The following is a 22,354-nucleotide window of genomic DNA, read 5'->3' as shown; positions in this document are numbered from 1 at the left end:
CCGTTGCGGCATCGCGTCCTGTCAGGAATTGGTCCCGCGCAGAATTTCGAAGAGGAACCAGACGCGACGTTCGCCTTCATCGATCCAATTTTCGAGAAGGCTGGCGGTTGCGACATCGGAATGCTCGTCGCAGGTATCGTGCAGCGAGCGCATGCTGGCCACCAGCGCGCCGTTGTCATCGCGCAGCTCGGCCAGCATCTCGTGCGGATGCACGAATTCGGCGTCGTTGTCCTTGATGCGCTGGAGACGAGAGATCTCGCCGATCGAGCGCAACGTCTCACCGCCCAGCTTGCGGACCCGTTCGGCGAGCGGGTCGGTGATTTCGAACAGCTGGTCGCCATGCTCATCAAGCAGAAGATGGTAATCGCGAAAATTGGCACCAGACATATGCCAATGGAAATTCTTAGTCTTGAGATAGAGGGCGAATACATCCGCAAGCAGCGCCGTAGCGCCGGCCGAAATATCCTTGACTGCCTCCTGCGACAGCCCGGTCGGGGTCTTCAGCGAGGCACTACGGCGGGATTTCACACTGTGCTCCATGGAATTTGTCCTTGTTGGATGAAAGTTGATCAGGCCGTCCGCCCCGAGGCGAGCGGATCGCTGGCACGGAAGGTTTCCACAAGGGCCTCGTCCAGGTCCGCGTCCGCTTCGGTTTCAGCGATCGGCGGAAGTTCTGCGCTTAGATCAACGCGTTCGGGAAGGGATTCAATCCCGTCGCGCACGATGCGATCGATCTCAAAGACTTTCCCATTCATGTCTCGAATTTCCTTCTGAGGTTTCGCGGTCATGATACGCCCAGCCTGGATTGCTTCTTGTACGTCCCGTTCCTGTTTGGACGGTCTCCGCGCCAATGCCAGTATCTGTGGGTCAATCACTTGGTCTTGACGGGACCAGCCTCGTAATTTGCAGGAATCCATTCAAACCGGCCGTCATGGGCACCGACATGCCCGAGCCCCGGGAAAGAAATGTGCGCCGCCCCGATCCAATAGCCGTTGCGGGCCGCATCTGAAAAGATCGCCACACGCTCGCTCTCGGCTTCCTTTGCGTCGCTGTCATAGGCGACAGTGACGTGTGGATCCGGGAACTGCACCGGCGCGACATGAACGACGTCACCCCATAAAAGCAGCTTCTCGCCATTACTTTCCACGGCAAAGAAGCTGTGACCGGGCGTGTGGCCGGGGCCGGGCAAGGGTGTGATACCGGGAACGAGCGCCGCGCCATAGTCGAACGGCTTGAACTTGCCGGCGTCGATATAAGGCTTAAGCGAGGCCTTATCCCGCTCGAACATCGATTTCAGCAACGCGGGTGCCGCGACCTCGTTCGCATCGCTCAGCCAGTAGTCCGCATCCGTCTTGCTGACGCGCACCACGGCATTCGGAAAGGCCATCTTGCCGTTCGGCGCGATACCACCGACATGGTCGGCATGGAGATGGGTGAGGTAGATTTCGTCAACCTGCTCGGGCTGGTAGCCTGCAGCCTTGAGATTGTCGATCAGATGGCCACAGCACTCCCCGTAGAGCGTGCCAGCCCCGCTGTCGATCAGGATGAGCTTTGAACCGGCATTGACGAGGAAGGCATTGATGGAGCCCTCGACGGGCGCGACAAGCTTGCGCTCGGCAAGCAATGCATCCGCCTCACCCGGTGACGCCTCGTCGAGTGGAACGACCTTGCCATCCGCGGACAGTTCGGATTTCGTCAGCACCGTGTGCACCGGAAACGGATGAGTGCCGTCAGACAGCGCCGTGATTTCAAACTGCCCAAGAGCGATCCGGTAAAAGGCAGGCGGCTGTGTGCCGGCTTTGGGGGCCGCGGCATTCGCCGGTTCAGCTGCGAGTTCAAACGCAAATGCAAGCAGGATAGAGACCGCCAGGGCCAACACCAAGGAGATCAGCACGTCGAACAGATCTACTGATCTCCGGTTCTTCCGCGCGGCGGTGCGAGCGGTGCTCGATGAATTGATGTCGATACCCATCTTATAGACCTCGATGTTTGAAGTTGAAGTCTCAATCGCCCTCGGGCGTCGCTACGTTCGCCACAAAGGCAAGGGCTGCAAAGATGACGGGCACGGCGAAACACCATATCGGCGACAGGATGTAGGCTGCCGCGGCAAGCGCGCAGCCGAGCGCGAACGCAAGGACACTCAGGCTCATCCGCTTCAAACGGGCGATGGCGGCAGACTTGTCTTCGCCGCCCGTTCCGGCCACGAGGTCCGCCAAGTCGAGCATGATCTGCGTGGTGGTACCCGTCATCAGTGTTGAAGGCGGCGATTTTGCAAGATGAACCCGGTGGAGCCCGTTCTGGATCGCCATGGCGGCTACGAGGACCATACCGATTGCAAGCGTCGTGCCACTATTGGCATTGTCGAACGGTCCATAGACGAGGGCGAGGGCGAAGGCCGCAATGAGCAGGATGAACTTGCCGACCAATAGCGGCCGCAAGACCGGCAACCCTTTTTGCTGCAACAAAAGCCCGATGCTCCGCGACAAGAAGACAACCACGCAGAACATCGGCAGCGCGAGCAGTTTAGCGAGCCCACCGCCCGTCCCCATGGCAACAGATGCACCAAGCGTCACGAAGTTTCCCGTCACATGGGCGGTGAACAAGCCCCCGAGCGCCAGGAAGCCGACGGTGTCGACATAGCCGCCATTGAGGCTAAGAAGAAGGGAAAGTGGGATGATTCTCATAACATAGGCCCCCCATGGATTGTCCCGGGATGCCCCAGGGCATCCCGACCGAAAAGCCTGCCGTTTTTCCTCGATCGAAGCGGCAGGCCGTCATTCGAACCATCAGGCCTTTACGAAGGCGAGCAAGTCCGGATTGATCACATCGGCATGTGTGGTCAGCATGCCGTGCGGGTAGCCCTTGTAGACTTTCAGGGTGCCGTTCTTCAGCAGCTTGACCGACAACTCGGCAGAGGTGGCAATCGGCACAACCTGGTCATCGTCTCCATGCAGGACGAGTGTTGGCACCGTAATCTTCTTCAGATCTTCGGTCTGGTCGGTCTCCGAAAACGCCTTGATGCCATCGTAATGAGCCTTCGCGCTACCCATCATGCCCTGCCGCCACCAATTCTGGATAACACCCGAATAGACTTTAGCATCCGGACGGTTGAAGCCATAGAATGGGCCCGAGGGGAAATCGATGAACAATTGCGCTCGGTTATCAGCAACCGCTTTGCGGATCCCGTCGAAGACTTCCATTGGCAGGCCGCCGGGGTTAGCGTCAGTTTTCAGCATCAGCGGCGGGACGGCGCTGACGAGAACGGCCTTGGCCACTCGGCCTTGCGGCTGGCCGAAATTGGCGACATAGCGGGCGACTTCGCCGCCTCCGGTCGAATGGCCGATGTGAACGGCGTTCTTGAGGTTCAGATGCTCGAATACTGCCGCCGCGTCGGCTGCATAGTGGTCCATGTCATGACCGCCACTCACCTGCGCCGACCGGCCGTGACCGCGACGGTCATGGGCGATGACGCGATAGCCGTGCCCAAGGAAGAACAGCATCTGGGCATCCCAGTCGTCGGAGGACAACGGCCAGCCGTGATGGAAAACGATAGGCTGAGCGTCTTTCGGACCCCAGTCCTTGTAGTAGATCCGCACGCCGTCTTTTGTCTCGACGAAATTATCAGTCATGTCCGACATTCCTGTTGAATGGCCCGCTATTGGGGCTAATGCAGTTCACTTAGGTTTGCTTACGGCTCTTATCGGGTATCTGGCAGGCAGTTTTTTGACGACACGGGGGCATGATCGCCCCCGTTTTTCTGTCAGCAGCAAGTCTGCCAATCTGTTTCTCAATCTGGTGAGGTGGGCGGGGATTTTGCCGGGTGCTTCGATCGCCATCCATCCCCATTCGTGACGCAGGTAATGCAGGGCTGTGATAAAGCTTAGTCGGGTTGGCTCGACTTGGGCTTCGGTCGCGACCTCTGCCATTTCGAGCCGCACCAGATTGTAGGCCAGCAACGCGCCCCAGACCTCCTGATAGACAGTCTCCGGCGTGCCGCTTCGCAGGGTCAGTTCGCTACCGAGAAGCTCCTGCTTGAGTTCGCGATAACTTGTCTCGATGCGCCATCGCTCTTCATACTGATGGACGATTTCGCTTGCCGGATAAGTTTGTCTGTCCATCAGCGATGTCAACAATATGCGCTTTTTGCCATGGCTGGTGGTCGTCTCGATGGCCCTGACCTCCCAGAAGGCCGGCAAGTCCGGTTCTGCCTGCCGCGCCTGGGGCGAGACCTTCATGCGCACCCGATAATCGGTGGGGTGCGGATCCAGTCGTTCCCATGTGCTGTTGGCTTTGGCCGGAATCAGCCAGTGACGCTCATGTCCCTTCGTCTGCAATTGCAAGAGAAGGCTGGCACTGAAGAAGCCCTTGTCGAAGACCGTCAGCGAATGGTCCGGAACCCGGTCGAGCAGGCTTTTGGCATAGAGCATCTCGTTTGTGCCATAGGCTCCGAACACCGCATCACGCACCAGATGCGTCGCCAGCGCCGTCAGCGTCAGCAGCCGCAATTGCGGATAGCTTGCGACAACGCCAGACGCGTAGGCCTGCGCTCCAAAATGCGCCCGGTTCTCCGGGCTGTCGGACGTCCGCAGCGTGCTGCCGTCCACGGCATAACGACAAAGACCCCGCCAGGCACGCCCGGATTGGTGGCGTTCATCCCAGCATGATGCACTCATTGCAAACAACTGCGCCAACGGTGCCTGACCCAAGCGCTGCCGTGCCTGTGTCAACGCGCTCTTGGCAATATCCGCGTTGACCTCATCGGGCAAAACCAGATCAAGATGGGCCACCACCTCCGGGATCGACTGATGACGATAAAGGGCCAACGCAATCACCAGCCAGACGACCTGCTCGGCTGGCAGCTTGCGCTTGCGGATGCTCGCCTTGCCTGTCGTGGCGAGAGCCTGAGCGATCCAGTCCGGGTCGATCGCCTGCGAAAGAGCCGATAATTCGGCCGAATGTCCAAGGGTGCGTGACATCACAAACAAAAACAGGATGGGAAAACGAATCCCCATCCTGAACCATCAAACTTGCCCGCAGCTCACTAAGTGAACTGCATTACCGCTATTGGGGCGGCTTTGTTTTTCGAAAGAGCAAGCGACGGCATGACCATGGCCGCCGGGACGAGAGCCCCGGCGAGGAGCACATGACGGCGGGCTAGAGAATTCTAAATCATTTGGCATGGATGGCCCTTCTTCGAGAACGGCCGATCGTTGCATCAGCCAATTCTGAACACCTGTCTAACGCGCGCCCGCAAAAACCTTCTTGTCGATTTGAGAGATGTTTGGATATTCCAAGGGTTGATCATCACCAGGAGAATTTCAGCTCCGCACCGAGATAGTTGCCGTCATGGCCGCCGGCACGGCGGATGGCGTTGCCAGCCTCAAAATGCACTGCCTCGATCGCGCCCGAAAGATTCGGCGTAAAGGCATAATCGGCACGCAGCTGTGCGTAGGCGCCCGTCCACCGCCCGCCCTTGCCCGCTGTGCCGGACACCGGTTGGTTCGGCTGCACATAGATTGCATCGGCCGCCGTCTGGCGCCACTGCAGGCCGATGGCGGTGGTGATCGTCAGTTGGTCGGTCGGCTTCACCGTGATGGAAGGCTTCAGGTGAATGAGATTGGCGTAACCGGTATAACCCGCAAGCGAGAAGTAATAGCCATTCGGAAACAGCGGGTTGAACGTTCCGAGCGTCCCATCGCCGGGATGGCTGTCTCCGGACGCCGCGTCAAACTGCAGGCCGATCCGCGGCGACCAACCAAGATCCTCGAATGTGTAACCGCCACGCGCGCCCACAGCCCAAGCCCGAATGTCCTTGTTGCCGACCGTTCCGAGCTGACCCATGCCCTCGAGATCCCAGTCGAAACCGGCCGCATTACCGGCAAAACGCGTGTCGAAGATTTGGCGATCCTCTTCGCCCGACCCATCGAGATAGTGGGCGGCGTCGCGATGATAGACCGACCAATAGGCCGAGAGTTCGTTTGTGCCGAACACCTGTCTTTCGATACGAAGCGTGCTGAACCGGAAGGCCCCGTTGGATGTGTCATCGAAGGCCTGTTCGTCCGAATACTGGACTGGCTGACTAACAAAGCCAAGGAACCGCCAAGGCCCGGTTTCCCAATCCGCCCAGATGGCATCGAAGGACTGACGCACATTCGGGCCGTCACGCGAAGAGACAAAGCGCTGCAGGTCGAAGGCAAAGTCCTGCCGCCCGATCCGGGCCTTGAAGGTGCCGGCATCGAAATCGTGGGAATACCCGATAAACGCCAGCCGCAGATCCACCTTGTCGGCATCGGCCGGGCCGATATCCTGTTTACCAAAGGCGCGGTCGTCTTCGAACTGGGTAAATATTTGCCAGTCGTCGTAGAGGTGAAGATCGATATGGAACTGGGCGCGCTCGATGACATAGCTATCGCCTTCTGCACCCCCGATGCCGAAGCTCGGCGTGTGGTTGGACTCGAACCGTTCCCGCACAGTTGCGCCAAAGGAAATATAGCTTCCAGGATCAATAGCCGACAAGGGCACGTGTTTGAGAGCGTCGAGCGGCTGCGTGCGCAAGGCAGGATCGGCGAGCACCGACCAGTCTTCCTGCCAGCGATTGGATTTAATCGCCGGGCGCTTGGCGTTGCCGTCGGCCTCGTCGGCTGCCGCGCCAGACGCGGCAAGGACGGTCGCGGCAAGCAGCGACAGGAAAGGATGCGCTTGCATGGCAGTCTCCGGAGAATGTGAGGAAAGACGATGCCGCCTGAACGGCGGCATCGGGTCTGTGGCAAAATCAATGTGCAAGAGGAGCGTGGATCTCAGCGACGTAACCGCCAGGGAATTCCACCATCGCCCCTTGCCGGTCATCCGCACGATAGGGCTCTACGATCAACCGGGCGCCATTGGCCTTGGCCTTGTCCAGCGTGGCGGCGAGGTCGGAAACCTCGTAACCCGTCGTTTCGTGACCGTAGGGATACGGAAGATGTCCATCGGTGACCAGGACGATCATACGGCCATAGATCGAGGAGATACGGATGCGGCGGTAGCTGTCGTCCGGACGGCCGATCTCGATGCCCGGCGCTTTGCGGTCGTCTGAGATGACCTTGCCTTTGGAGAAGCTGAGGAATGCCTTTACAAAGGCGGACACGGCATCCGGTGATACGTAGACGCGGTTTTCTGGCACGGTCGCGAACGGTTTGTAATCCGGCTGCTTGTTGTGCCAGTAGAGCTGCATGTTGACGCCGCCCGGCCATTGGATCACGGCGTCGCGGCCGATCGGATCCGGGAACCTGTCCACAAGCACGATCGCGCCGGCGGCCCGAGCGGCGGACAATGCCTTGTCCATGTCGCGCACCAGATAGCCTGTCCGCTCTGATCCGAAAGGATAGGGGATCGGTGTTGTGAAACCGAACAGCGAGACGGTGCCGAACGGCGTCTGCAGTAGCTGGGATGTCGTAGTACTAGGTGTCGGTGTCACCGTCACGGTGACCTGCTTGGTGCTCTCGCCGCCAAAGGTGCCGAGGAAGCTCTTCGTGAACTCGTCGGCCGCCCTTGGATCGACGTAGACATGCGTTGTGTCGTATTGGGGGGCGACGCCGAGTTGTGACGTGTTTTCTCGTGCCAGCGCCAGCTCGCCTGCCGCCGGCAGTATGGAAAGAGTGGCGACCAGACTTAGAGTTGTAAAAAGGCTCGATCTCATGTCCTCAGACTTTCGTTTTGACAGGATGACGGGAAGCAATATCGACCAGCGCTACGAAAATGAACGCGCCAGCGAGGCCGAGATGTTCGAAGAAGCCATTCATCGCCATGGAGCGCTCCATCCCCGGTGGCAATACCCAGAAGCGAAGAGCAAGTAGTGTGGCCATGATGGTAAAGCCGGACAGTGCGAATGCAGCCGCCCAACGATAAATGCCGGAAAGCACGAGCGCCGACATGGTGAGCTCGAAGATAATGACGATGATGGCGAAGACCGGCGCCGGCGAAAGCCCGAAATGGTTCATTTCGGCAATGGCGCTGGGGAAATCCACGATCTTGACCAGCGGTCCCTGAATATAGGCCGAGCACAGCGCGGCGAGCGCAAGGAAGCGCAAGGGAGCCGAGGTTATAATACGGAGCATTCCCGGTTGAGCTGCGGTTTGTCGCGAGACGGTTGTCATATTCGCCCCCTCACACGGCCCAGCAGGCACAGCCGAGCGCACCGAAGAAGCCCTTGAGGTCTGAAATCGGCAGCTTGGCGGTCCAGGCGCCGGCATGATCGTGACCATGGACGTTGCAGTCGTTGGCGCAACCGCACATCGAGATTGCTGTTCTGCGAAGCGACCTCTTACCCGCACCTTCGGGCTCGCCCCAAGCCGCGTAACCGCCGAAGGTGCGCACCGGGGACCAATCCGGCATAGCCGGCGGCAGAGGGCTTTCATCAAACTTGGCGAAATCCCCTGCCCCATATACGATCTTGCCGCCGACCATGGTAAGATCGGATGTGAGGAAGGAAATCTCGTCTTCGGCACAGGCGAAGAAATCCTTGTCCGGCACGATGAGATCGGCGAATTGACCCTTTTCGATGCGACCTTTCTTGCCTTCCTCGTTGGAGAACCAGGTCACGTTTTCCGTCCACATCCGCAAAGCGGTCTCGCGGTCCAGGCAATTGGCACGAGGGTACAGGCTCATGCCGCCGACGGTCTTGCCGGTAATCATCCAGGCGAGAGAGACCCAGGGATTGTAGGAGGCGACGCGGGTAGCGTCGGTGCCGGCAGAGACCTTGACGCCCTTTTCCAGCATCTTGGCGACCGGCGGCGTGGCTTCCGCGGCCCCCAGACCATAGCGCTCGACGAAATATTCCCCCTGATAGGCCATGCGATGCTGGACTGCGATGCCGCCGCCAAGAGCCGCAATGCGATCGATCGAGCGGTCGGAGATCGTCTCGGCGTGGTCGAAGAACCAGTTCAGGCCTTCGAGCGGAATATCCTGGTTGACCTTTTCGAACACATCGAGGGCGCGCGAGATGGTTTCGTCATAGGTGGCATGCAGCCGCCACGGCCAGCGGTTCTCGGCAAGAATACGAACCACCTCTTCCATTTCTCCTTCCATTTCCGGTGGCATATCCGGACGCGGCTGGCGGAAATCCTCGAAATCGGCAGCGGAAAAGACCAGCATTTCGCCGGCGCCATTATGGCGGAAGTAGTCATTGCCCTGCTTGTATTTGACCGAGCTCGTCCAGTTGAGAAAGTCTTCCTTCTCGCCTTTCGGCTTCTGGGTGAAAAGGTTGTAGGCAAGCCGCACCGTCATCTGGTTCTCGTCGGCCAGCTTCTGGATGACGGCATAATCATCCGGATAGTTCTGGAAACCACCGCCGGCGTCGATCACGCCCGTGACACCGAGACGGTTGAGTTCGCGCATGAAATGGCGAGTCGAGTTGATCTGATACTCGAGAGGCAGCTTCGGTCCCTTGGCAAGCGTGGAGTAGAGGATGCCCGCATTGGGTTTGGCGAGCAGCAGTCCCGTGGGATTGCCGGCGCTATCGCGAATGATCTCGCCGCCTGGTGGGTTCGGCGTGTCCTTGGTATAGCCGACAGCGCGCACGGCGGCGCCATTGAGCAGAGCCCTGTCGTAGAGGTGCAGTAGGAAGACCGGAGTGTCTGGAGCGACCGCATTGATTTCTTCGATTGTCGGCAGGCGCCTCTCGGCGAACTGGTGCTCAGTGAAACCGCCGACGACGCGGACCCATTGGGGCGCCGGCGTAATGGCGACCTGCCGCTTCAGCATATCCATGGCGTCGGCAAGAGAACGAACGCCGTCCCAGCGCAGCTCCATATTGAAGTTCAGCCCACCACGGATCACGTGGGTATGGTTGTCGATCAGTCCCGGCAACACGCGCTTGCCCTTGAGGTCGACGATCTTGGTCTTGGGGTCTGCCAATGCCATGATTTCCGAGTCATGGCCGACGGCGAGGAATTTGCCGTCCTTGATCGCGACGGCGCTGGCGGTCGGATTGGCACGGTCGAGAGTCGTGAAGAGACCATGATGGAGGATTAGGTCTGCAGTCATAGATGGTTCTCCGGTTTGGGCCGAGGCCGAGACGGTGATGAAGCAGCGAAAGTGGTTGGATGCCGGCCGAGATGGTGCCAGGCGGCGGCGTCAGCCTGCGATTTCACTCTTTGCAGGCGTGGCTGCCGCTTTCGTGGCGCCATTGTCGCCTTTAGGAAGGTGGCCGAACACATGCGGCTTGACCTGATTCAGCCAGGAAACCGCTGCTGGCTCGTTGTTCCATAGGGTCTTTGCCAGCGGCAGGATCTGTTCGCCCAGCAGTATGCCGAGCAGGCCGACCAATGCCACGACGGGCGGTGCCGGGGACCGGACATTCAGGAGGCTATAGACGATGCCCACCAAAAGGCCGGCACCAAGAGAAAACAGGTAGACCTTCACGGGTACACCCTCCAATAGGTTAGGGCCGTCCCGTTCAGGGCCGGCGGATGATCAGGTTTTTTGGGCTCAATGCGCTTTAGAGGCGCCGACCGTGGTCTTGGCGTAGATGATGCCGAGACCGTAGGAACCGCCGTAGTTCTTGGCGATGCCGGTGGTCATAGATGTCGGCGCGTGCCCGGTCGCGCTGCAGTTCCAGACCCCGAAACCCTTGGCCCCATGTGCGACAAGCGCTGCATTGTTGTGCAGGTTCACCGCATCAATGCTCTTCGTCGCAAATGACATCTGCGACTGGAAATCGATCATGATCAGTGTGTGATCCATCGGGGTGACGAGCTTGGAGCTCGGCGTCGGAGTTGCTGTGATGGTCATATTTGCCCTCTCGGCTCAGACACCGGAATTGCGTTGACGAGGCAAATATGAAGGAGAAGCGGGCGGCCATCTTGTTAACAAGTCTGGCCATTTGGATATTCCGATTGTGCTGCGAACGCAGCAGATCAGCATAGTTAAGTGGTGCGATCACACCGCAGACACGGCGCGCCATCGCCTTGACAGCATTCGAAACGAACGAAAGAGACGAGAAAACACCGAGCGATCGGCCAAAAGGATGCAGAACAGCATTTCGGCAAGTATTAGACTGGCGCGTCTTTCAGGAAATTCCCGGATGAGCATAAAGCTCTGTCATTCAACGGCTATGCTTTCGCCAGTGTCCGGGTGGCTCTCCCACGACTTCTGAGAATATCCGAGTCATATGACTTTGATCCGCAAATCCGCAGGCGGTTGCGATCTCGGCAATCGGCATGTCTGATGCCAGAAAATCCTTGGCACGGGCGACGCGATATTCGATCAACCAGCGGTAGGGAGGTTTACCGAAGGTTTCCTTGAAGGCTTTAATGAAATAGCTCCGTGAGAGATTGCAGGCCTCCGCAACCTCATCGATCGAGACTTGGCTGTTGACATGGGCAGAGAGGAACTCCGTCGCTCGCTTCTCCTGCCATGGCGCGAGCGTCCCCTTTCGGTGCGACGGAAAATGTAGCCCACCATAGTTCTGGGCGAGATGCGTCATCATGGCGAGTACGATCTGCTCAAGGAACAGTTGGCTTGCTGTTTTCGGATTGTGGAATGCCGGCAGCAACGCCTGGGCTAGACCTAGGATCACATCGTCCCTGGTGCCTGGCTGGCAGCGGATGTGGGTAAATTCGGGTCGTCCGACCTCGAATGCGAATTGGCGGATATAAGAGAACGGAATTTGGAATCGCACGTTGTCGAATGGTGAGAGATGGTGGCAGCGCCATTCGTCACGCAGATCCGTGATTGCAAGCGTACCTCGCTTGTGGCCCCCGTCATGGACCAAATTTTCGCCGCGCCACAAGCGATGATGCGAGAAATCGACCAGTTGGGTGATGACGTTGAAGGCGTCGATGCGTTTGTTCACGGCGCGCGGCGGTAGGTCATGACCGTCATAGTTAAGCCGCGTGATGGTCACCGCCGATCCCTGCAGGACGGACTGGCAGGCCGCCAGCGCGCCACCAGCCGAATATTCAGGGTTAATATCCACGACATCCCCATCTCGTATGATCGATCACGCAACTATAAAAGTCCCGCGGTAAATTGCACCGATTTTTTTCGCAGAAGCCTGCAACGACTAATGGATCCATCCGCTTCGCCAAGCGGTCGGTGTGAGGCCCGTATGTCGCACAAATGTCTTCGTAAAATGGCTTTGATCGCAGAAGCCGCATTGGCCTGCAATCGCCTTCAGCGCGTAAGAACGATTTGCCAGCATTTCCTTAGCCCGCTCGACACGGATTTTCAACAGCCATTGATGTGGAGTGAACCCGGTCGTTTTCTTGAAGCGTTGCGAGAAATGATTGGCTGAAAGACCTGTAGCCGCCGCTATGGCCGTGATGGAAAGATGGGAACCGAGATTGTTACGCATGAAGGTCTTTGCCGCATCCTCCTGCCAGGTGGCAAGAGGAAGCCCCGCGGCCGTAAAATGGGTTTCCTCCAAATCCACTTCGTGACTATGATAGTCGTGCAGCAGATGCGCGCAAACCGCCACGGCCATATGTTGGAGCAATGCGGAGGACGCGAGCTGCCCGTTGCCGAAGAGAGGAACGAACGCAATACCAAGATTGCTGATGACCGGGTCGGGCTCGCCTCTCTGGCAGTGCAGGCTTCGAAACGACGACGCGGTGGAGAGTTGCGACACTTCCTCGAAAAGGGGCCGAGGCAAGGTGAAGGCCAATGAGCAAAGACTCGAATGGAGTGCGATCGAAGCGCCATATCGCATGTTGATAAGGCAGATCGTTCCTGGTGCAAAGCGACGGACCGGTGATCGAGAACCGTCGCGCCCAATGTCGGCGTGAGCGGTATTCTCCAGATAAAGCATCAGGAAATAAGAATCCGAGGGCGGCATTGCGATCTCGACCACTTCGCCATTGGCGACGGCACGATCGATTCTGGTTACGGAAAAAAGGGCCGACCTCACCGGCACTGTTTTCAAGCATGGCGCGTTCGGAATGCCGAAATAAGGTCCAACGCCATCCAGGGACTGAGAAATCCGGGTCACATATTTTCTCCTCGCCGGGACTTGCAGCGCCAACGCTTGCGGCTGACATAGTCTACGAACGCAGACATGATAAATTGACAGGTTTATCTGCTGTCCTAAGCCATAGCCTGTACAAGGTTTTTTCCATTGTACAATCCTCCTTCCTGCAGTCCATCGGCCCGGGCAAATAGAATACAGCCGCAATCGTGCAAAATAGGAGACCATTCTTCAAGAACGGCTTGCAAGGGCGCGCCATTATGGCGAGCGTTCGTCGTCGCATGGACGTTCTAGGCGCGTGCGCCCATAATGGAATTAGGGGTTGAATATCGAACCGGCATATCAATCTCAGAACGTCGGTAGTGACTTCACGTCCGTAAGGATGCTGCAGCGCTGCCGTCTCGCCGGCGCGGCAGCGATTGGTCTGATCATCTTCCTGGTCGATGCCTTCACAACGCTCGGAAGCGCCGTTGCTGTTCTCTATGTCCTGGTGATTGTGCTTGCCAGCGAACTCGGTGATAGCGCCGCGATCAAGCGCTCATCGGCGATCTGTGCTGGCCTAACCGTCGCCGCCTTCCTTTATGTTCACGGTTTCAACGCCGAAACCCAAGCGTGGCTCCGACTTTTGTTCAGCCTTGCAGCGAACGGCGTCACCACCCTGCTCCTGCTTCGGCGTGGTATCGACATCGCCAGGCGACGGGCGTCTGAAGCGGCGCTGAAGGCGAGCGAGCACCGTTACCGCACCATATTCGAGACGCTGGCGGTTGCGATCTGGGAGCATGATTTTCGCGAGGTGAAGGAGGAGCTCGAAGGACTGCGCGATCGGGGCGTTCAAGACGTCCGCCGCTACATTGCCGATCATCCGGACTTTGTTATCAACGCCCGCCGGAAAGTGCGCATAACCGATGTGAATCAGACGGCGTTGACATTGATGGGGGTCCCAACGAAAGAAGAGTTCTTTACGCATCTCGACAGCTTCCTGCCGGAAAATGATGAGAGCTTCGCGCAATGTTTGGTCGCGATCGACGAGGGGCATCCGACCTTTCAGGCGGAGACGAAAGTGCGAACTCGTCAAGGTCGCCTGATCCCCGTCATCGTCGCCCTTAGCTTTCCGCCGAATGGTGAGGGTCTCGATCGGATTCAAGGCAGCATCGTCGATATCACCGAACGCCTCGAATTTCAGGAAGCGCTGGAACATTCGCGCCGCGAGCTCGAACATGCCTCGCGCGTTGCAATGATCGGCGAAATATCAGCCTCGATCGCCCACGAGGTCAACCAGCCGCTGTCGGCCACTATAAGCTTCATTCAGGCCGCCCAGCGCTGGCTCGACCGGAAAACGCCGGACCTGGTAGAAGCCAAGCTCGCGCTGCAGGACGCGCTGTCGGCGACCGAGCATTCGGCAAATGTCGTCAAGCGTGTGCACATGCTACTCGGCAAGGCCAAGTCTGAAACCGGCGAAGTGGCGATCGAGGCGACGATCTTAGACGCCTTGCGCCTGAAACAGCCGGAACTTGGTACCCATGGTACGCGCGTCATCTTTAATCCGGCAGCTGAAGCGATGATTACGCGGGGCGATCGCATCCTGTTGCAACAGTCCTTCCTCAACATCATCAGCAATGCCATGCAGGCGATGGACGCTACACCAGCCGGACATCGCATATTGACGATAGAAACCGAGTCCCGCGATTCCGAAGTCACCTTCAGATTCATCGACAGCGGACCGGGCCTTGGCGATCAGGTCGGTGATAGCCTGTTCAAGGCCTTCACCACGACCAAGCCGAGCGGCATGGGTCTTGGCCTTGCCATATGCCGGTCGATCGTCACCGCCCATGGCGGGTCGATCTCCATTCGCAACCGGCTTGACTGCAACGGCGCGGTCGTCGAGATCTCGCTGCCGCGTTGCCTCCTGGACACTCTGGATGCGCCGAAAGACACCCCTCTAAGTGAAGCTGGGCAAGCCCGCCAGGCGCAAAAGGCTTGAGAGCCGACTGGCGAGAAGGCCAGCACGACAAACGACGTCATCAGCCGTCGAATGCACCCGCAGTTCTCACCAGCTTTCGAGACGGCCTGGGGCAAGCAGCACAAAGCTGCCCTCCCCGGTGGCAACTGCCGCCAGCTTACACAAGGTGCGGGCCGTTCCAACAGGCAAGATATCCGGCTAATTTTATCAAAATGAGACGTCGAATGCTTCGACAGCCCTTGCGGTAGAGTCCCATAATCTTCGTCGCGCATCGACATCGCCACCCGGTGCTTTTAGGATCAGGGGCGCGGCATTTTTCACCGAGAAGTACCCGCCAGTAACTTCGGCAAATATTGGCGCCATGGCGAGCGCAATGATGATCCCTGCACCACGGTTCGGATCGCCGACACGCAGGAAATTGAGGAACCGTTCAAGCGGCGCTGCAAAAGAAAGTTCCCGGCCAAGCCCCGTAACGTTGAAACCAGGATCGAGACAATTGGCCGTCACCCCGGTAGATGCAAGCCGGCGCGCCAGTTCCATGGAAAACATGACGTCCATCAATTTAGTGCGTCCGTAAATAGCGGAAGACCCCAGCCGGGTGAATGGGGTGATGTCGTGGAGGTCCGCGTCAGGCGTGAGACCCTTGGAGCGCCGGGAGGCCTCCGACGCAACCGTTACAATCCGGGATGGGGCAGAGGCCACAAGACGATCACTCAATTTTGCCGTTAGGAGCCAAGGAGCAATATAGTTCACCGAAACCATTTCGGGAAAGCCGTCCGACGTGACACGCTGCTTAAAGGCGTGAATCCCTGCATTGTTGATCAGGACATCGATACGCTCATACTTTGCGCCAATAGCTCTAGCAGCCTCCGCGACCGTGCTCAGCCGTGTGAAGTCGGCATAGAAAAAGTCGATCCGAGCATCGGGTATCGTTTGAAGAATATCAAGGCGCATCGCTTCGGCCTTGGCTTGGTTCCGTGCGATCAGGATCAGATGGTTGCCCATTCCCGCAAGCTTGATGGCGGCGATGCGGCCGATGCCGTTTGTGGCTCCGGTCATCACGACCGTCTTGGGATAGGACATGGTTGTTTCCTGGCTGGATAGTGGACTAATATCAACCAACTCATAGATCGATAGTTGACATTAGTCCATTACAATGGGGACGAAGATGACGAAAGACAGCAAGGTCGTTCCGATCGAAAAGCGACAAGACAAAATGATGCGCCGCGAAATCGTTGTGCGCGCATTGGGCGCCGAATTGAGTGCCCTGATAACCGCTTCTCGCGCCGTCACGACCGAAGCAGCAAATAGTCTCCAACCAGGAGTGTCCGGGTCGGCGTTCCAGATCCTGCAATGGCTACATTCGTTCGGCCCGACGAAAGCAAGTGGGATTGCCGACGCATTGTCCATGGATAGAAGCGTCGTCAGTCGACTTGCAAAGGAACTCCGGAAGCATGAGTTGATTGAGTCTGACCCTGAGAAGGAAGATGCAAGGAGCGTCGTATACAGAATTGCCGCGTCGGCTCGCGACAGGATCGCTGATGCGATTGCCCGCAAGGGCAGTCACTTTGAGATGCGTGTCAACCAGTGGCCGGAGGCAGACATCGTGCAACTCACGCGGTTGCTGCACAGGTTGAATGAGCGAATCCTATGATTTGAACTATGTCTGGCAGCAAACGCGCCGTGGGATCGGGGGAGGATGTCCGGCATGCCGGCTTTAAGGGGATCGCCTCCCGACCCATGTCTCGTCTTCCCAATATGGAACACGATATGCGGGAGCCCAGCCTCACGCCGCAAAGACGCTCATGCGAGCAGGTTCCTTACCTGCGGGATTACCTTGTTCGCGTAGAGCTCGATGCTGCTTAGCAAGTTTTCATGCATCATCGGACCGGCCGAATACTTCATTTGGAACCTGGATAATCCTAGGCCTTTCACGGTTTCAGCGATCTTGCGTGCAACTGTACCTGGAGAGCCCGCATAAAGTGAGCCGTGCTCGATTTCGCGCTCGAAATCCACCTCTGTTACTGGCGGCCACCCGCGTTCCTGGCCTAGACGATCTCGGATTTTCTTGAAATGCGGAAATAGTTCCCGGCGGGCCTTCTCATCAGTTTCTGCGACATAGCCAGGAGAATGCACGCCAACCTCGCGCGCCACTCGCCCGCTTTCGGCAACCAGCTTCTGGTAAAGATCGACATAGGGACGAAATCGCTGAGGATCGCCGCCAATGATGGCCAACATCAGGTGCATGTCGTAGCGCACCGCCCGCGTCACTGATTCAGGGGTTCCGCCAACGCCAATCCACGTCTTCAGAGAGCCTTTTTCGATGGGAGGGAAAATTTCCTGGCCTTTTAGCGGTGGACGCCAGTTGCCTTGCCAATCAACGATCCGGTTGCTGGTGATAGCTGAATACAAATCGAGCTTTTGCTCGAACAACTCTTCGTATTGACCCAGGTCGAATCCGAAGAGAGGAAAGGATTCGATAAAAGAGCCGCGGCCTAAAATGACCTCCGCCCTTCCCTGCGAGATCGCATCGAGTGTAGAAAAGCGCTCGAAGATGCGTATTGGATCGTCGGAACTGAGCACGGTCACGGCCGAACCCAGGCGGATGCGACGGGTCCGCGCGGCAATCGCCGCGAGCGCCACTTCGGGCGCAGAAATAGCAAAATCAGTACGGTGGTGCTCGCCAATGCCGAAAAAGTCTATGCCAAGTCTATCGGCAAGTTCGGCTTCTGCGATGACGTTGCGAATGACCTGTGCCTGAGGAAGAAATTTTCCGTCAGGTGCCAAAGTGACATCTCCGAATGTATCAAGTCCAAACTCAACGTCTTTGCTCATTTGCCCTGCTCATTTGTGGCCGTGCGGGTTTGCGCGCTATTTCGAATGGCGTGATGGGCACCCGTAAAAATCCCTGAAGGTCAGCCATTTGCTCGTCTCATGTTCCGGTACTGCGTATCGAAAAGGATGCGGATCTTATTGTCGATTTGAGCGCGACTTGGATAAATCCTGCGCCGCGTTGTGAGCCCTACTGGCCTAGTCGCGGTTCCCGCTGCGGAACTCCATCCGGAGTCTTCCGCACTGTTTGCATGGGCGACGCTCCAACGATGGAATGTGCAAAGTCGCATTCAAATCGACAAGACGCGGTGCGGCTTCTAAAGCAGACTTATCTGTACAAAGGGCCCCACGAGGAACGAATAAATGTTGATTAAAACAACGCCGACACGCGGCTCGGAATTGATCACCCCGAAAGATCAGACACTTGTTCCAACCGCCTTCGGGTCCCAGGTGTCATTCCCAACCAAATCGATCGTCCCTATCAATCTGCGCAACCAACCAGCCCTAATATCGAATGCGGCTGTGGGCTTTGGCGTTCACTCAACCACCATGGCACCGGCGAAAAAGAACTTTTCAGGATCGATATTCAGCCAAATCACCGATCTCAAGGGCTTGGACGGCGCGCTCGAACGCGTGTGCTGGGCTGTGTGATGATGAGCGATCACCGGAAAGACGATACGCCGACCCTCGTTGCGCGTACGCTCAATAATCCTGTCACGCTGCTGATTGCGCGTATCTGTGTCGTTGCTCCTTTTCTAGGCGCCGGACTTGTCAAGCTTCTCGACTGGCAAACTGGCGAGGCCGAGATGCTGCATGTGGGGCTGCATCCCGCATGGCTTTTCAACCTCGCAGCCCTCACCACCGAGCTCGGCGGTTCGATCCTGATCATCCTCAACTGGAAAACCTGGCTCGGCGCCGGTGCCCTTGGTGTGTTTACGGTGTTGACGACCTTTCTTGCCCATCGGTTCTGGATGTTCCCCGAGCCGGCGCGCTCCATGCAGTTCAATAGCTTCCTGGAACACGCGACCATCAGTGCCGCGTTCATCTTCGTCGTTGTCGCCGGATTGCAGCGCCGGAAGGGCGACTGATCGTGAAACGTCGACGTCGCCCCTTCGATGCGCCGCTGGCGCCATATCGATCGGAATGTGCCTTCTTGTCATCGGCACATTCTGGCTTCGGGAATCGGCTCCGTACAGCAAAAGGCGGCTAAGGGTGGACAACGGCGCGTATTGATACTTCCGGTTCACCGCGTGTGGGGTATTGGGCATCCAATAGGATATCGAAAAGATAGTCGCCAACGGGTACCAGGTGCCTGCCGATTGGAATACAGCAGTCCGGCAAGATCGCCTTGCTGAACGTTCTGGCCCTCTAAAGGCCGGAAGAGATCGTTCTCGATGGCAATGGACGACGCCCGTATGATCGCGAAACTTCATCAGCGGCGTCTAGGTCGTCTGCAAAGCATAATCGAAGCGCAGTGGCAGTCAGCGCACCTCGGTAACGCTGCAACACGCTTCAAACCTCTCTTGCCGCAACGGCTGGTCCAATCAGCGACAAACATGGCGTCAGGATTGGGTCGAAAGTGCCGGTATCCGGTTCGCCGCCGTTGCAGCATAGAGCCAGCTACGACAATGCGCTCGCCGAAACGATCAACGGTCTCTACAAAGCCGAGGTCATCCACCGGCGTGGACCATGGCGGAGCTTCGAAGCGGTGACGTTCCCCACCCTGAAATGGGTCGACTGGTTCAATCATCGAAGGCTTCTTGTGAGCCCATCGGAAACATGCCGCCGGCAGAAGCTGAAGAGCAACACTGCGCCATCCTGGACGAACCAGCCATGGCGGCATAACTCAAACCAAACCGCCTTATCTATTCGGCGCGGTCATGCTGCGAGAAACTCCAACCCATGCCTCGGCGTTGAAGCCTGATTGGCAAAAGTATAGGCGGCCCGCAACCGGACCGCCCATGCGCTAATATCCTTGACGGACCTTGCTTCGTCAGGAGTTGCAATCAGACCACTATGCAAAATGGCGTCTGCTGCGATGCGGTAATGTGCTCCTGCATGAAAACCCTCAGACCTTCTCCGAGGAGATTGCCGATGCGTCGGAGGGTTTCCTACCGGCGGGTAGATGGCCGAACATGTGCGGCTTGACCTGTTGGAGCCAAGACACCGCAGTCGGCTCCCTACGCCAAAAGGTCTTGATAACGGGCAACACCTGCTCGCCGACCAGAATGCCGAGCAGACCGACCAGAGCGATGACAGGAGGTGCCGGAGAGGGGACGTCCAACAATCCATACATGACCCCGACGAGAAGTCCGACGGCCAGCGATACGATATAAAGTTTCACCTTATTGCTCCTTGGATTGTGGACGCCGCTCCCAAGCTAGAAAACCACCTTTGGGTGGTTAACCGCTGCTCAGCCAGCTACCACAGGTTCGAGAACTGGCCCATGAGCCACGCGTTCGGGCGCCTTGTGAACCATGGTATACGCGTAGTCGACGCCCATCCCGTAAGCACCTGAATGCTCTTTCACGATGTTCATCACCGCATCGTAGGTTTCCCTGTGGGCCCAATCTCGCTGCCATTCCAACATGACTTGCTGCCAGGTCACAGGGACGACGCCTGCCTGTATCATTCGCAGCATCGAATAGTTGTGCGCGGCAACCGACGTTCCCCCGGAGGCATCTTCGACCATATAGATCTCGTAGCCGCCCTCCCGCATGGCGGCGAGTGAGAAGGAATTGTTACAGACCTCCGTCCAGAGCCCGGAAACAATGACTTTCTTCCGACCCGTTTTAGCCAAGGCGTCCCGCACCTTCTGGTCGTCCCACGAGTTCATCGAGGTCCGTTCCAGGATCGGCGCCTCCGGATAGACGGCAAGAAGCTCCGGAAACGGCGGGCCGGAAAAGCTTTTGGATTCAACCGTCGTTATGATCGTAGGAACGTTGAAAACCTTCGCGGCTTTTGCCAAAGCGACGACGTTATTTTTGAGCACCTGTCGATCGATCGATTGAACTCCAAACGCCATCTGAGGTTGCTGATCAATAATGATCAACTGGCTGTTTTGTGGGCTAAGCTGTTCTAGCTTTACATTGTCCAAGATTGCCTCCATTTGGCTGTTGGAACGGTTAAGACAAAGCGTTTCCGCTTGGTATGATCCATACGGCGACGTGGTACGTGCGTTCACGTACTTCGATCCGCTCGTATAGGCGGTCATCGCCACGATTCTTGCTTTGCCAAAGCAAAGCCTGAACCGGCGAATGGCATAAAGATCCCTTGCTCCCGCGCAGCAAAGCGTCGAACAAGTGCTGGTCAGAGGCTTGAAGCTGGCGTTGGAACAGCTGGAACCGTCACGAAGTGTGGTCCTCACGGCAAACGTCAGAACCTGGTCGACCGTGAGAATATGACCGTCAATGAGCTTCGCTTCTTGTCGGCATTAGCGGCGATTTGGATTTTTCAATTTTTTCCCGCAGGTCCGCTTCGTTCACTCAGGCTCGCGGTCAGCGAGACCTGTTTGCTAAGACGTGCTGATTGGACGGTCTGGCGCTGAGAATGGGATTTGCTGGCGGAGGCGGTGGGGCGATTGCCGGTTTCGATAAGCTTGAACTTATCACGCGCCTATCAAAGCCGGGCCTTACAATGGATTCCCTGTTACGAGACAGGGTGCGCGGCGATCGAGCTACCTCAAGCTCGTCATGCACGATCGGCCTTCCCGGGCGTTTAGTTGAAGGCGCGTCTTTTGTGACGTGGTGACCAACCATGCGCGAGGTGGGGACGGACCAGAGTTCCGCATGCGACCTATGCATATCGAAGGCAGCCACCTTTTCGCCGACTGCCCGTTCGCGGACATTTGCACCGATCGAGATAATGGTCCCGACAGCGGCATCCAGAACCTGCATATTCATGGCGCACTCAACCCGTCACGGAAACCCGATCCGCAACTCTGCAGCGGCCATGCCGTGGCCAGCACCGTCGAACCACAAAACCTGCCACCGACACTGCAGCCATCAGCGAAGGAGCGACCGTAAAGTTTTCCATCATCAAATGCGTTCTTTTTGGGTTTTTTGCCGAGTTGCCTGAATTGCGAAGACTTCAGGTTATGTGCCTCGCTCTTGCTGCCGCGCTTCCGCCAGCGATGCGGCGATTGCAGCGATCGAGCGAAACAGCACGAGCGGGTCGTCCTTCGAGGGCGTGAAACCTCGGCGCTGCCAGAACTGAGCCGCTTCGTGATCGACGGCGTTGACCATTAATGCCCGTCCGCCAATGAGAACTGCGGCCTGAACGCAGCGCTCAAGGGCATGTTTCACCAGACCTGTGCCGATGCCGCGCCCGGCCCATTCCGTATCCGTGGCAAGCTGGCCGAGAAGAAGACAGGGAACCGGATCGGGCGGTTGCTCTGTGCGGATCGAGCGCGGCAGGATCGAAGGAATGACGGCCGTCGGCGCCAGGCCGTAATACCCGACGACTCGCCCGGCCTCGCGGACAACGAGAATCGCCGTGAAACCCTTTTCCTGATTGGAAAGAGCGCGCGTCTTCAGCCAATGATCGAGCGTAGGCTTGCCGCAGGAGAACTCGGAAACATCATGTCCAGCGGTAAGAGGTTCGGGAACCGATAAAGCCAC

The 22,354-nt window shown here is 57.7% G+C and carries 23 protein-coding genes and 2 pseudogenes; 6 read left to right on the top strand and 19 right to left on the bottom strand.

Annotated features, from left to right (window positions below; all coding sequences use genetic code 11):
• Nucleotides 1-21: 21 nt before the first annotated feature.
• The 14 genes and pseudogenes from WGT02_RS25975 to WGT02_RS25910 form a co-directional block, all read right to left on the bottom strand.
• Nucleotides 22-540, bottom strand: coding sequence for a Dps family protein (locus WGT02_RS25975; RefSeq protein WP_024315159.1), 519 nt, complete (start codon nucleotides 538-540; stop codon nucleotides 22-24).
• A 29-nt stretch (nucleotides 541-569) separates the two neighbouring features.
• Complete coding sequence (locus WGT02_RS25970; protein WP_225040113.1) at nucleotides 570-875, bottom strand: hypothetical protein; 306 nt, start codon at nucleotides 873-875, stop codon at nucleotides 570-572.
• A complete protein-coding gene (locus WGT02_RS25965) occupies nucleotides 872-1,972 on the bottom strand; it encodes an MBL fold metallo-hydrolase (RefSeq protein ID WP_208247372.1) in 1,101 nt (366 codons plus the stop codon). The genes WGT02_RS25970 and WGT02_RS25965 overlap by 4 nt, the downstream gene beginning before the upstream one ends.
• A gap of 31 nt (nucleotides 1,973-2,003) precedes the next feature.
• On the bottom strand, nucleotides 2,004-2,684 hold the full coding sequence (locus tag WGT02_RS25960; protein ID WP_208247370.1) for a YoaK family protein: 681 nt from the start codon (nucleotides 2,682-2,684) through the stop codon (nucleotides 2,004-2,006).
• A gap of 102 nt (nucleotides 2,685-2,786) precedes the next feature.
• Nucleotides 2,787-3,629, bottom strand: a complete 843-nt coding sequence (locus WGT02_RS25955) for an alpha/beta fold hydrolase (protein ID WP_208247368.1) — start codon at nucleotides 3,627-3,629, stop codon at nucleotides 2,787-2,789.
• Between the two features lie 45 nt (nucleotides 3,630-3,674).
• The gene (locus WGT02_RS25950; RefSeq protein WP_197901934.1) at nucleotides 3,675-5,012 is read right to left on the bottom strand and encodes an IS4 family transposase; all 1,338 of its coding nucleotides are present in this window, start codon (nucleotides 5,010-5,012) and stop codon (nucleotides 3,675-3,677) included.
• Nucleotides 5,013-5,304: 292 nt separating this feature from the next.
• Nucleotides 5,305-6,705: an alginate export family protein gene (locus WGT02_RS25945; RefSeq protein WP_208247367.1), complete on the bottom strand. Its 1,401-nt coding sequence runs from the start codon at nucleotides 6,703-6,705 to the stop codon at nucleotides 5,305-5,307.
• Between the two features lie 67 nt (nucleotides 6,706-6,772).
• Entirely contained in the window at nucleotides 6,773-7,678 is a 906-nt protein-coding gene (locus tag WGT02_RS25940; protein WP_208247365.1) for a VOC family protein, read from the bottom strand.
• A gap of 4 nt (nucleotides 7,679-7,682) precedes the next feature.
• The gene (locus tag WGT02_RS25935) at nucleotides 7,683-8,096 is read right to left on the bottom strand and encodes a DoxX family protein (RefSeq protein ID WP_245272545.1); all 414 of its coding nucleotides are present in this window, start codon (nucleotides 8,094-8,096) and stop codon (nucleotides 7,683-7,685) included.
• 49 nt (nucleotides 8,097-8,145) lie between these two features.
• Nucleotides 8,146-10,023, bottom strand: coding sequence for an amidohydrolase (locus WGT02_RS25930; RefSeq protein ID WP_208247363.1), 1,878 nt, complete (start codon nucleotides 10,021-10,023; stop codon nucleotides 8,146-8,148).
• A 90-nt stretch (nucleotides 10,024-10,113) separates the two neighbouring features.
• Nucleotides 10,114-10,401, bottom strand: coding sequence for a XapX domain-containing protein (locus tag WGT02_RS25925; RefSeq protein WP_024315150.1), 288 nt, complete (start codon nucleotides 10,399-10,401; stop codon nucleotides 10,114-10,116).
• 126 nt (nucleotides 10,402-10,527) lie between these two features.
• Nucleotides 10,528-10,770 (bottom strand): annotated as a pseudogene (locus tag WGT02_RS25920) (hypothetical protein); the annotation flags it as partial.
• Between the two features lie 313 nt (nucleotides 10,771-11,083).
• Nucleotides 11,084-11,956: an AraC family transcriptional regulator gene (locus WGT02_RS25915; protein WP_024315148.1), complete on the bottom strand. Its 873-nt coding sequence runs from the start codon at nucleotides 11,954-11,956 to the stop codon at nucleotides 11,084-11,086.
• An 87-nt stretch (nucleotides 11,957-12,043) separates the two neighbouring features.
• Complete coding sequence (locus tag WGT02_RS25910) at nucleotides 12,044-13,000, bottom strand: helix-turn-helix domain-containing protein (RefSeq protein WP_208247361.1); 957 nt, start codon at nucleotides 12,998-13,000, stop codon at nucleotides 12,044-12,046.
• A gap of 265 nt (nucleotides 13,001-13,265) precedes the next feature.
• Here WGT02_RS25910 and WGT02_RS25905 point away from each other — a divergent pair, with 265 nt between their 5' ends.
• Nucleotides 13,266-14,924 carry an ATP-binding protein gene (locus WGT02_RS25905; RefSeq protein ID WP_024315146.1) on the top strand — a complete coding sequence of 553 codons (1,659 nt, stop codon included), beginning with the start codon at nucleotides 13,266-13,268 and terminating at the stop codon, nucleotides 14,922-14,924.
• Between the two features lie 186 nt (nucleotides 14,925-15,110).
• On the opposite strand, the gene WGT02_RS25900 is transcribed toward WGT02_RS25905, so the two are convergent.
• On the bottom strand, nucleotides 15,111-15,986 hold the full coding sequence (locus WGT02_RS25900) for an SDR family NAD(P)-dependent oxidoreductase (protein ID WP_208247359.1): 876 nt from the start codon (nucleotides 15,984-15,986) through the stop codon (nucleotides 15,111-15,113).
• 85 nt (nucleotides 15,987-16,071) lie between these two features.
• Here WGT02_RS25900 and WGT02_RS25895 point away from each other — a divergent pair, with 85 nt between their 5' ends.
• A complete protein-coding gene (locus WGT02_RS25895; protein ID WP_157997402.1) occupies nucleotides 16,072-16,557 on the top strand; it encodes a MarR family winged helix-turn-helix transcriptional regulator in 486 nt (161 codons plus the stop codon).
• Between the two features lie 149 nt (nucleotides 16,558-16,706).
• Here WGT02_RS25895 and WGT02_RS25890 read toward each other — a convergent pair whose 3' ends face one another.
• Nucleotides 16,707-17,738 (bottom strand): LLM class flavin-dependent oxidoreductase, encoded by a 1,032-nt coding sequence (locus WGT02_RS25890; RefSeq protein ID WP_024315143.1) that lies wholly within the window; start codon nucleotides 17,736-17,738, stop codon nucleotides 16,707-16,709.
• A 360-nt stretch (nucleotides 17,739-18,098) separates the two neighbouring features.
• Between WGT02_RS25890 and WGT02_RS25885 the strand changes: the two genes are divergently transcribed.
• The 3 genes and pseudogenes from WGT02_RS25885 to WGT02_RS25875 form a co-directional block, all read left to right on the top strand.
• The gene (locus WGT02_RS25885) at nucleotides 18,099-18,386 is read left to right on the top strand and encodes a hypothetical protein (protein WP_024315142.1); all 288 of its coding nucleotides are present in this window, start codon (nucleotides 18,099-18,101) and stop codon (nucleotides 18,384-18,386) included.
• Nucleotides 18,386-18,823: a DoxX family protein gene (locus WGT02_RS25880; protein WP_024315141.1), complete on the top strand. Its 438-nt coding sequence runs from the start codon at nucleotides 18,386-18,388 to the stop codon at nucleotides 18,821-18,823. Before WGT02_RS25885 ends, WGT02_RS25880 begins: the two co-directional genes overlap by 1 nt.
• Nucleotides 18,824-19,353: 530 nt before the next feature.
• Nucleotides 19,354-19,580: pseudogene (locus WGT02_RS25875) on the top strand (integrase core domain-containing protein); the annotation flags it as partial.
• Between the two features lie 223 nt (nucleotides 19,581-19,803).
• On the opposite strand, the gene WGT02_RS25870 reads toward WGT02_RS25875, so the two are convergent.
• Complete coding sequence (locus WGT02_RS25870; protein WP_208247357.1) at nucleotides 19,804-20,079, bottom strand: XapX domain-containing protein; 276 nt, start codon at nucleotides 20,077-20,079, stop codon at nucleotides 19,804-19,806.
• A gap of 69 nt (nucleotides 20,080-20,148) precedes the next feature.
• On the bottom strand, nucleotides 20,149-20,832 hold the full coding sequence (locus tag WGT02_RS25865; RefSeq protein ID WP_024315139.1) for a hydrolase: 684 nt from the start codon (nucleotides 20,830-20,832) through the stop codon (nucleotides 20,149-20,151).
• Between the two features lie 700 nt (nucleotides 20,833-21,532).
• Between WGT02_RS25865 and WGT02_RS25860 the strand changes: the two genes are divergently transcribed.
• Nucleotides 21,533-21,760, top strand: a complete 228-nt coding sequence (locus WGT02_RS25860; RefSeq protein ID WP_208247355.1) for a hypothetical protein — start codon at nucleotides 21,533-21,535, stop codon at nucleotides 21,758-21,760.
• A 69-nt stretch (nucleotides 21,761-21,829) separates the two neighbouring features.
• On the opposite strand, the gene WGT02_RS25855 is transcribed toward WGT02_RS25860, so the two are convergent.
• Nucleotides 21,830-22,354: a GNAT family N-acetyltransferase gene (locus WGT02_RS25855; protein ID WP_024315137.1), complete on the bottom strand. Its 525-nt coding sequence runs from the start codon at nucleotides 22,352-22,354 to the stop codon at nucleotides 21,830-21,832.

Origin of the sequence: Rhizobium sp. T1470, from assembly GCF_042140505.1 — a bacterium.
GTDB lineage: Bacteria > Pseudomonadota > Alphaproteobacteria > Rhizobiales > Rhizobiaceae > Rhizobium > Rhizobium favelukesii.
This window is presented reverse-complemented; position numbering and strand designations above follow the sequence as displayed.

What these genes read in the sequence shown, in the direction of transcription:
- WGT02_RS25890 (WP_024315143.1), bottom strand. Translation starts at nt 17,738, where the DNA reads ATGAGCAAAGACGTTGAGTTTGGACTTGATACATTCGGAGATGTCACT.
- WGT02_RS25950 (WP_197901934.1), bottom strand. Translation starts at nt 5,012, where the DNA reads ATGGGGATTCGTTTTCCCATCCTGTTTTTGTTTGTGATGTCACGCACC.
- WGT02_RS25930 (WP_208247363.1), bottom strand. Translation starts at nt 10,023, where the DNA reads ATGACTGCAGACCTAATCCTCCATCATGGTCTCTTCACGACTCTCGAC.
- WGT02_RS25975 (WP_024315159.1), bottom strand. Translation starts at nt 540, where the DNA reads ATGGAGCACAGTGTGAAATCCCGCCGTAGTGCCTCGCTGAAGACCCCG.
- WGT02_RS25935 (WP_245272545.1), bottom strand. Translation starts at nt 8,096, where the DNA reads ATGCTCCGTATTATAACCTCGGCTCCCTTGCGCTTCCTTGCGCTCGCC.
- WGT02_RS25860 (WP_208247355.1), top strand. Translation starts at nt 21,533, where the DNA reads ATGCATATCGAAGGCAGCCACCTTTTCGCCGACTGCCCGTTCGCGGAC.
- WGT02_RS25895 (WP_157997402.1), top strand. Translation starts at nt 16,072, where the DNA reads ATGACGAAAGACAGCAAGGTCGTTCCGATCGAAAAGCGACAAGACAAA.
- WGT02_RS25965 (WP_208247372.1), bottom strand. Translation starts at nt 1,972, where the DNA reads ATGGGTATCGACATCAATTCATCGAGCACCGCTCGCACCGCCGCGCGG.
- WGT02_RS25880 (WP_024315141.1), top strand. Translation starts at nt 18,386, where the DNA reads ATGATGAGCGATCACCGGAAAGACGATACGCCGACCCTCGTTGCGCGT.
- WGT02_RS25945 (WP_208247367.1), bottom strand. Translation starts at nt 6,705, where the DNA reads ATGCAAGCGCATCCTTTCCTGTCGCTGCTTGCCGCGACCGTCCTTGCC.
- WGT02_RS25960 (WP_208247370.1), bottom strand. Translation starts at nt 2,684, where the DNA reads ATGAGAATCATCCCACTTTCCCTTCTTCTTAGCCTCAATGGCGGCTAT.
- WGT02_RS25940 (WP_208247365.1), bottom strand. Translation starts at nt 7,678, where the DNA reads ATGAGATCGAGCCTTTTTACAACTCTAAGTCTGGTCGCCACTCTTTCC.
- WGT02_RS25900 (WP_208247359.1), bottom strand. Translation starts at nt 15,986, where the DNA reads ATGTCCTATCCCAAGACGGTCGTGATGACCGGAGCCACAAACGGCATC.
- WGT02_RS25885 (WP_024315142.1), top strand. Translation starts at nt 18,099, where the DNA reads ATGTTGATTAAAACAACGCCGACACGCGGCTCGGAATTGATCACCCCG.
- WGT02_RS25955 (WP_208247368.1), bottom strand. Translation starts at nt 3,629, where the DNA reads ATGACTGATAATTTCGTCGAGACAAAAGACGGCGTGCGGATCTACTAC.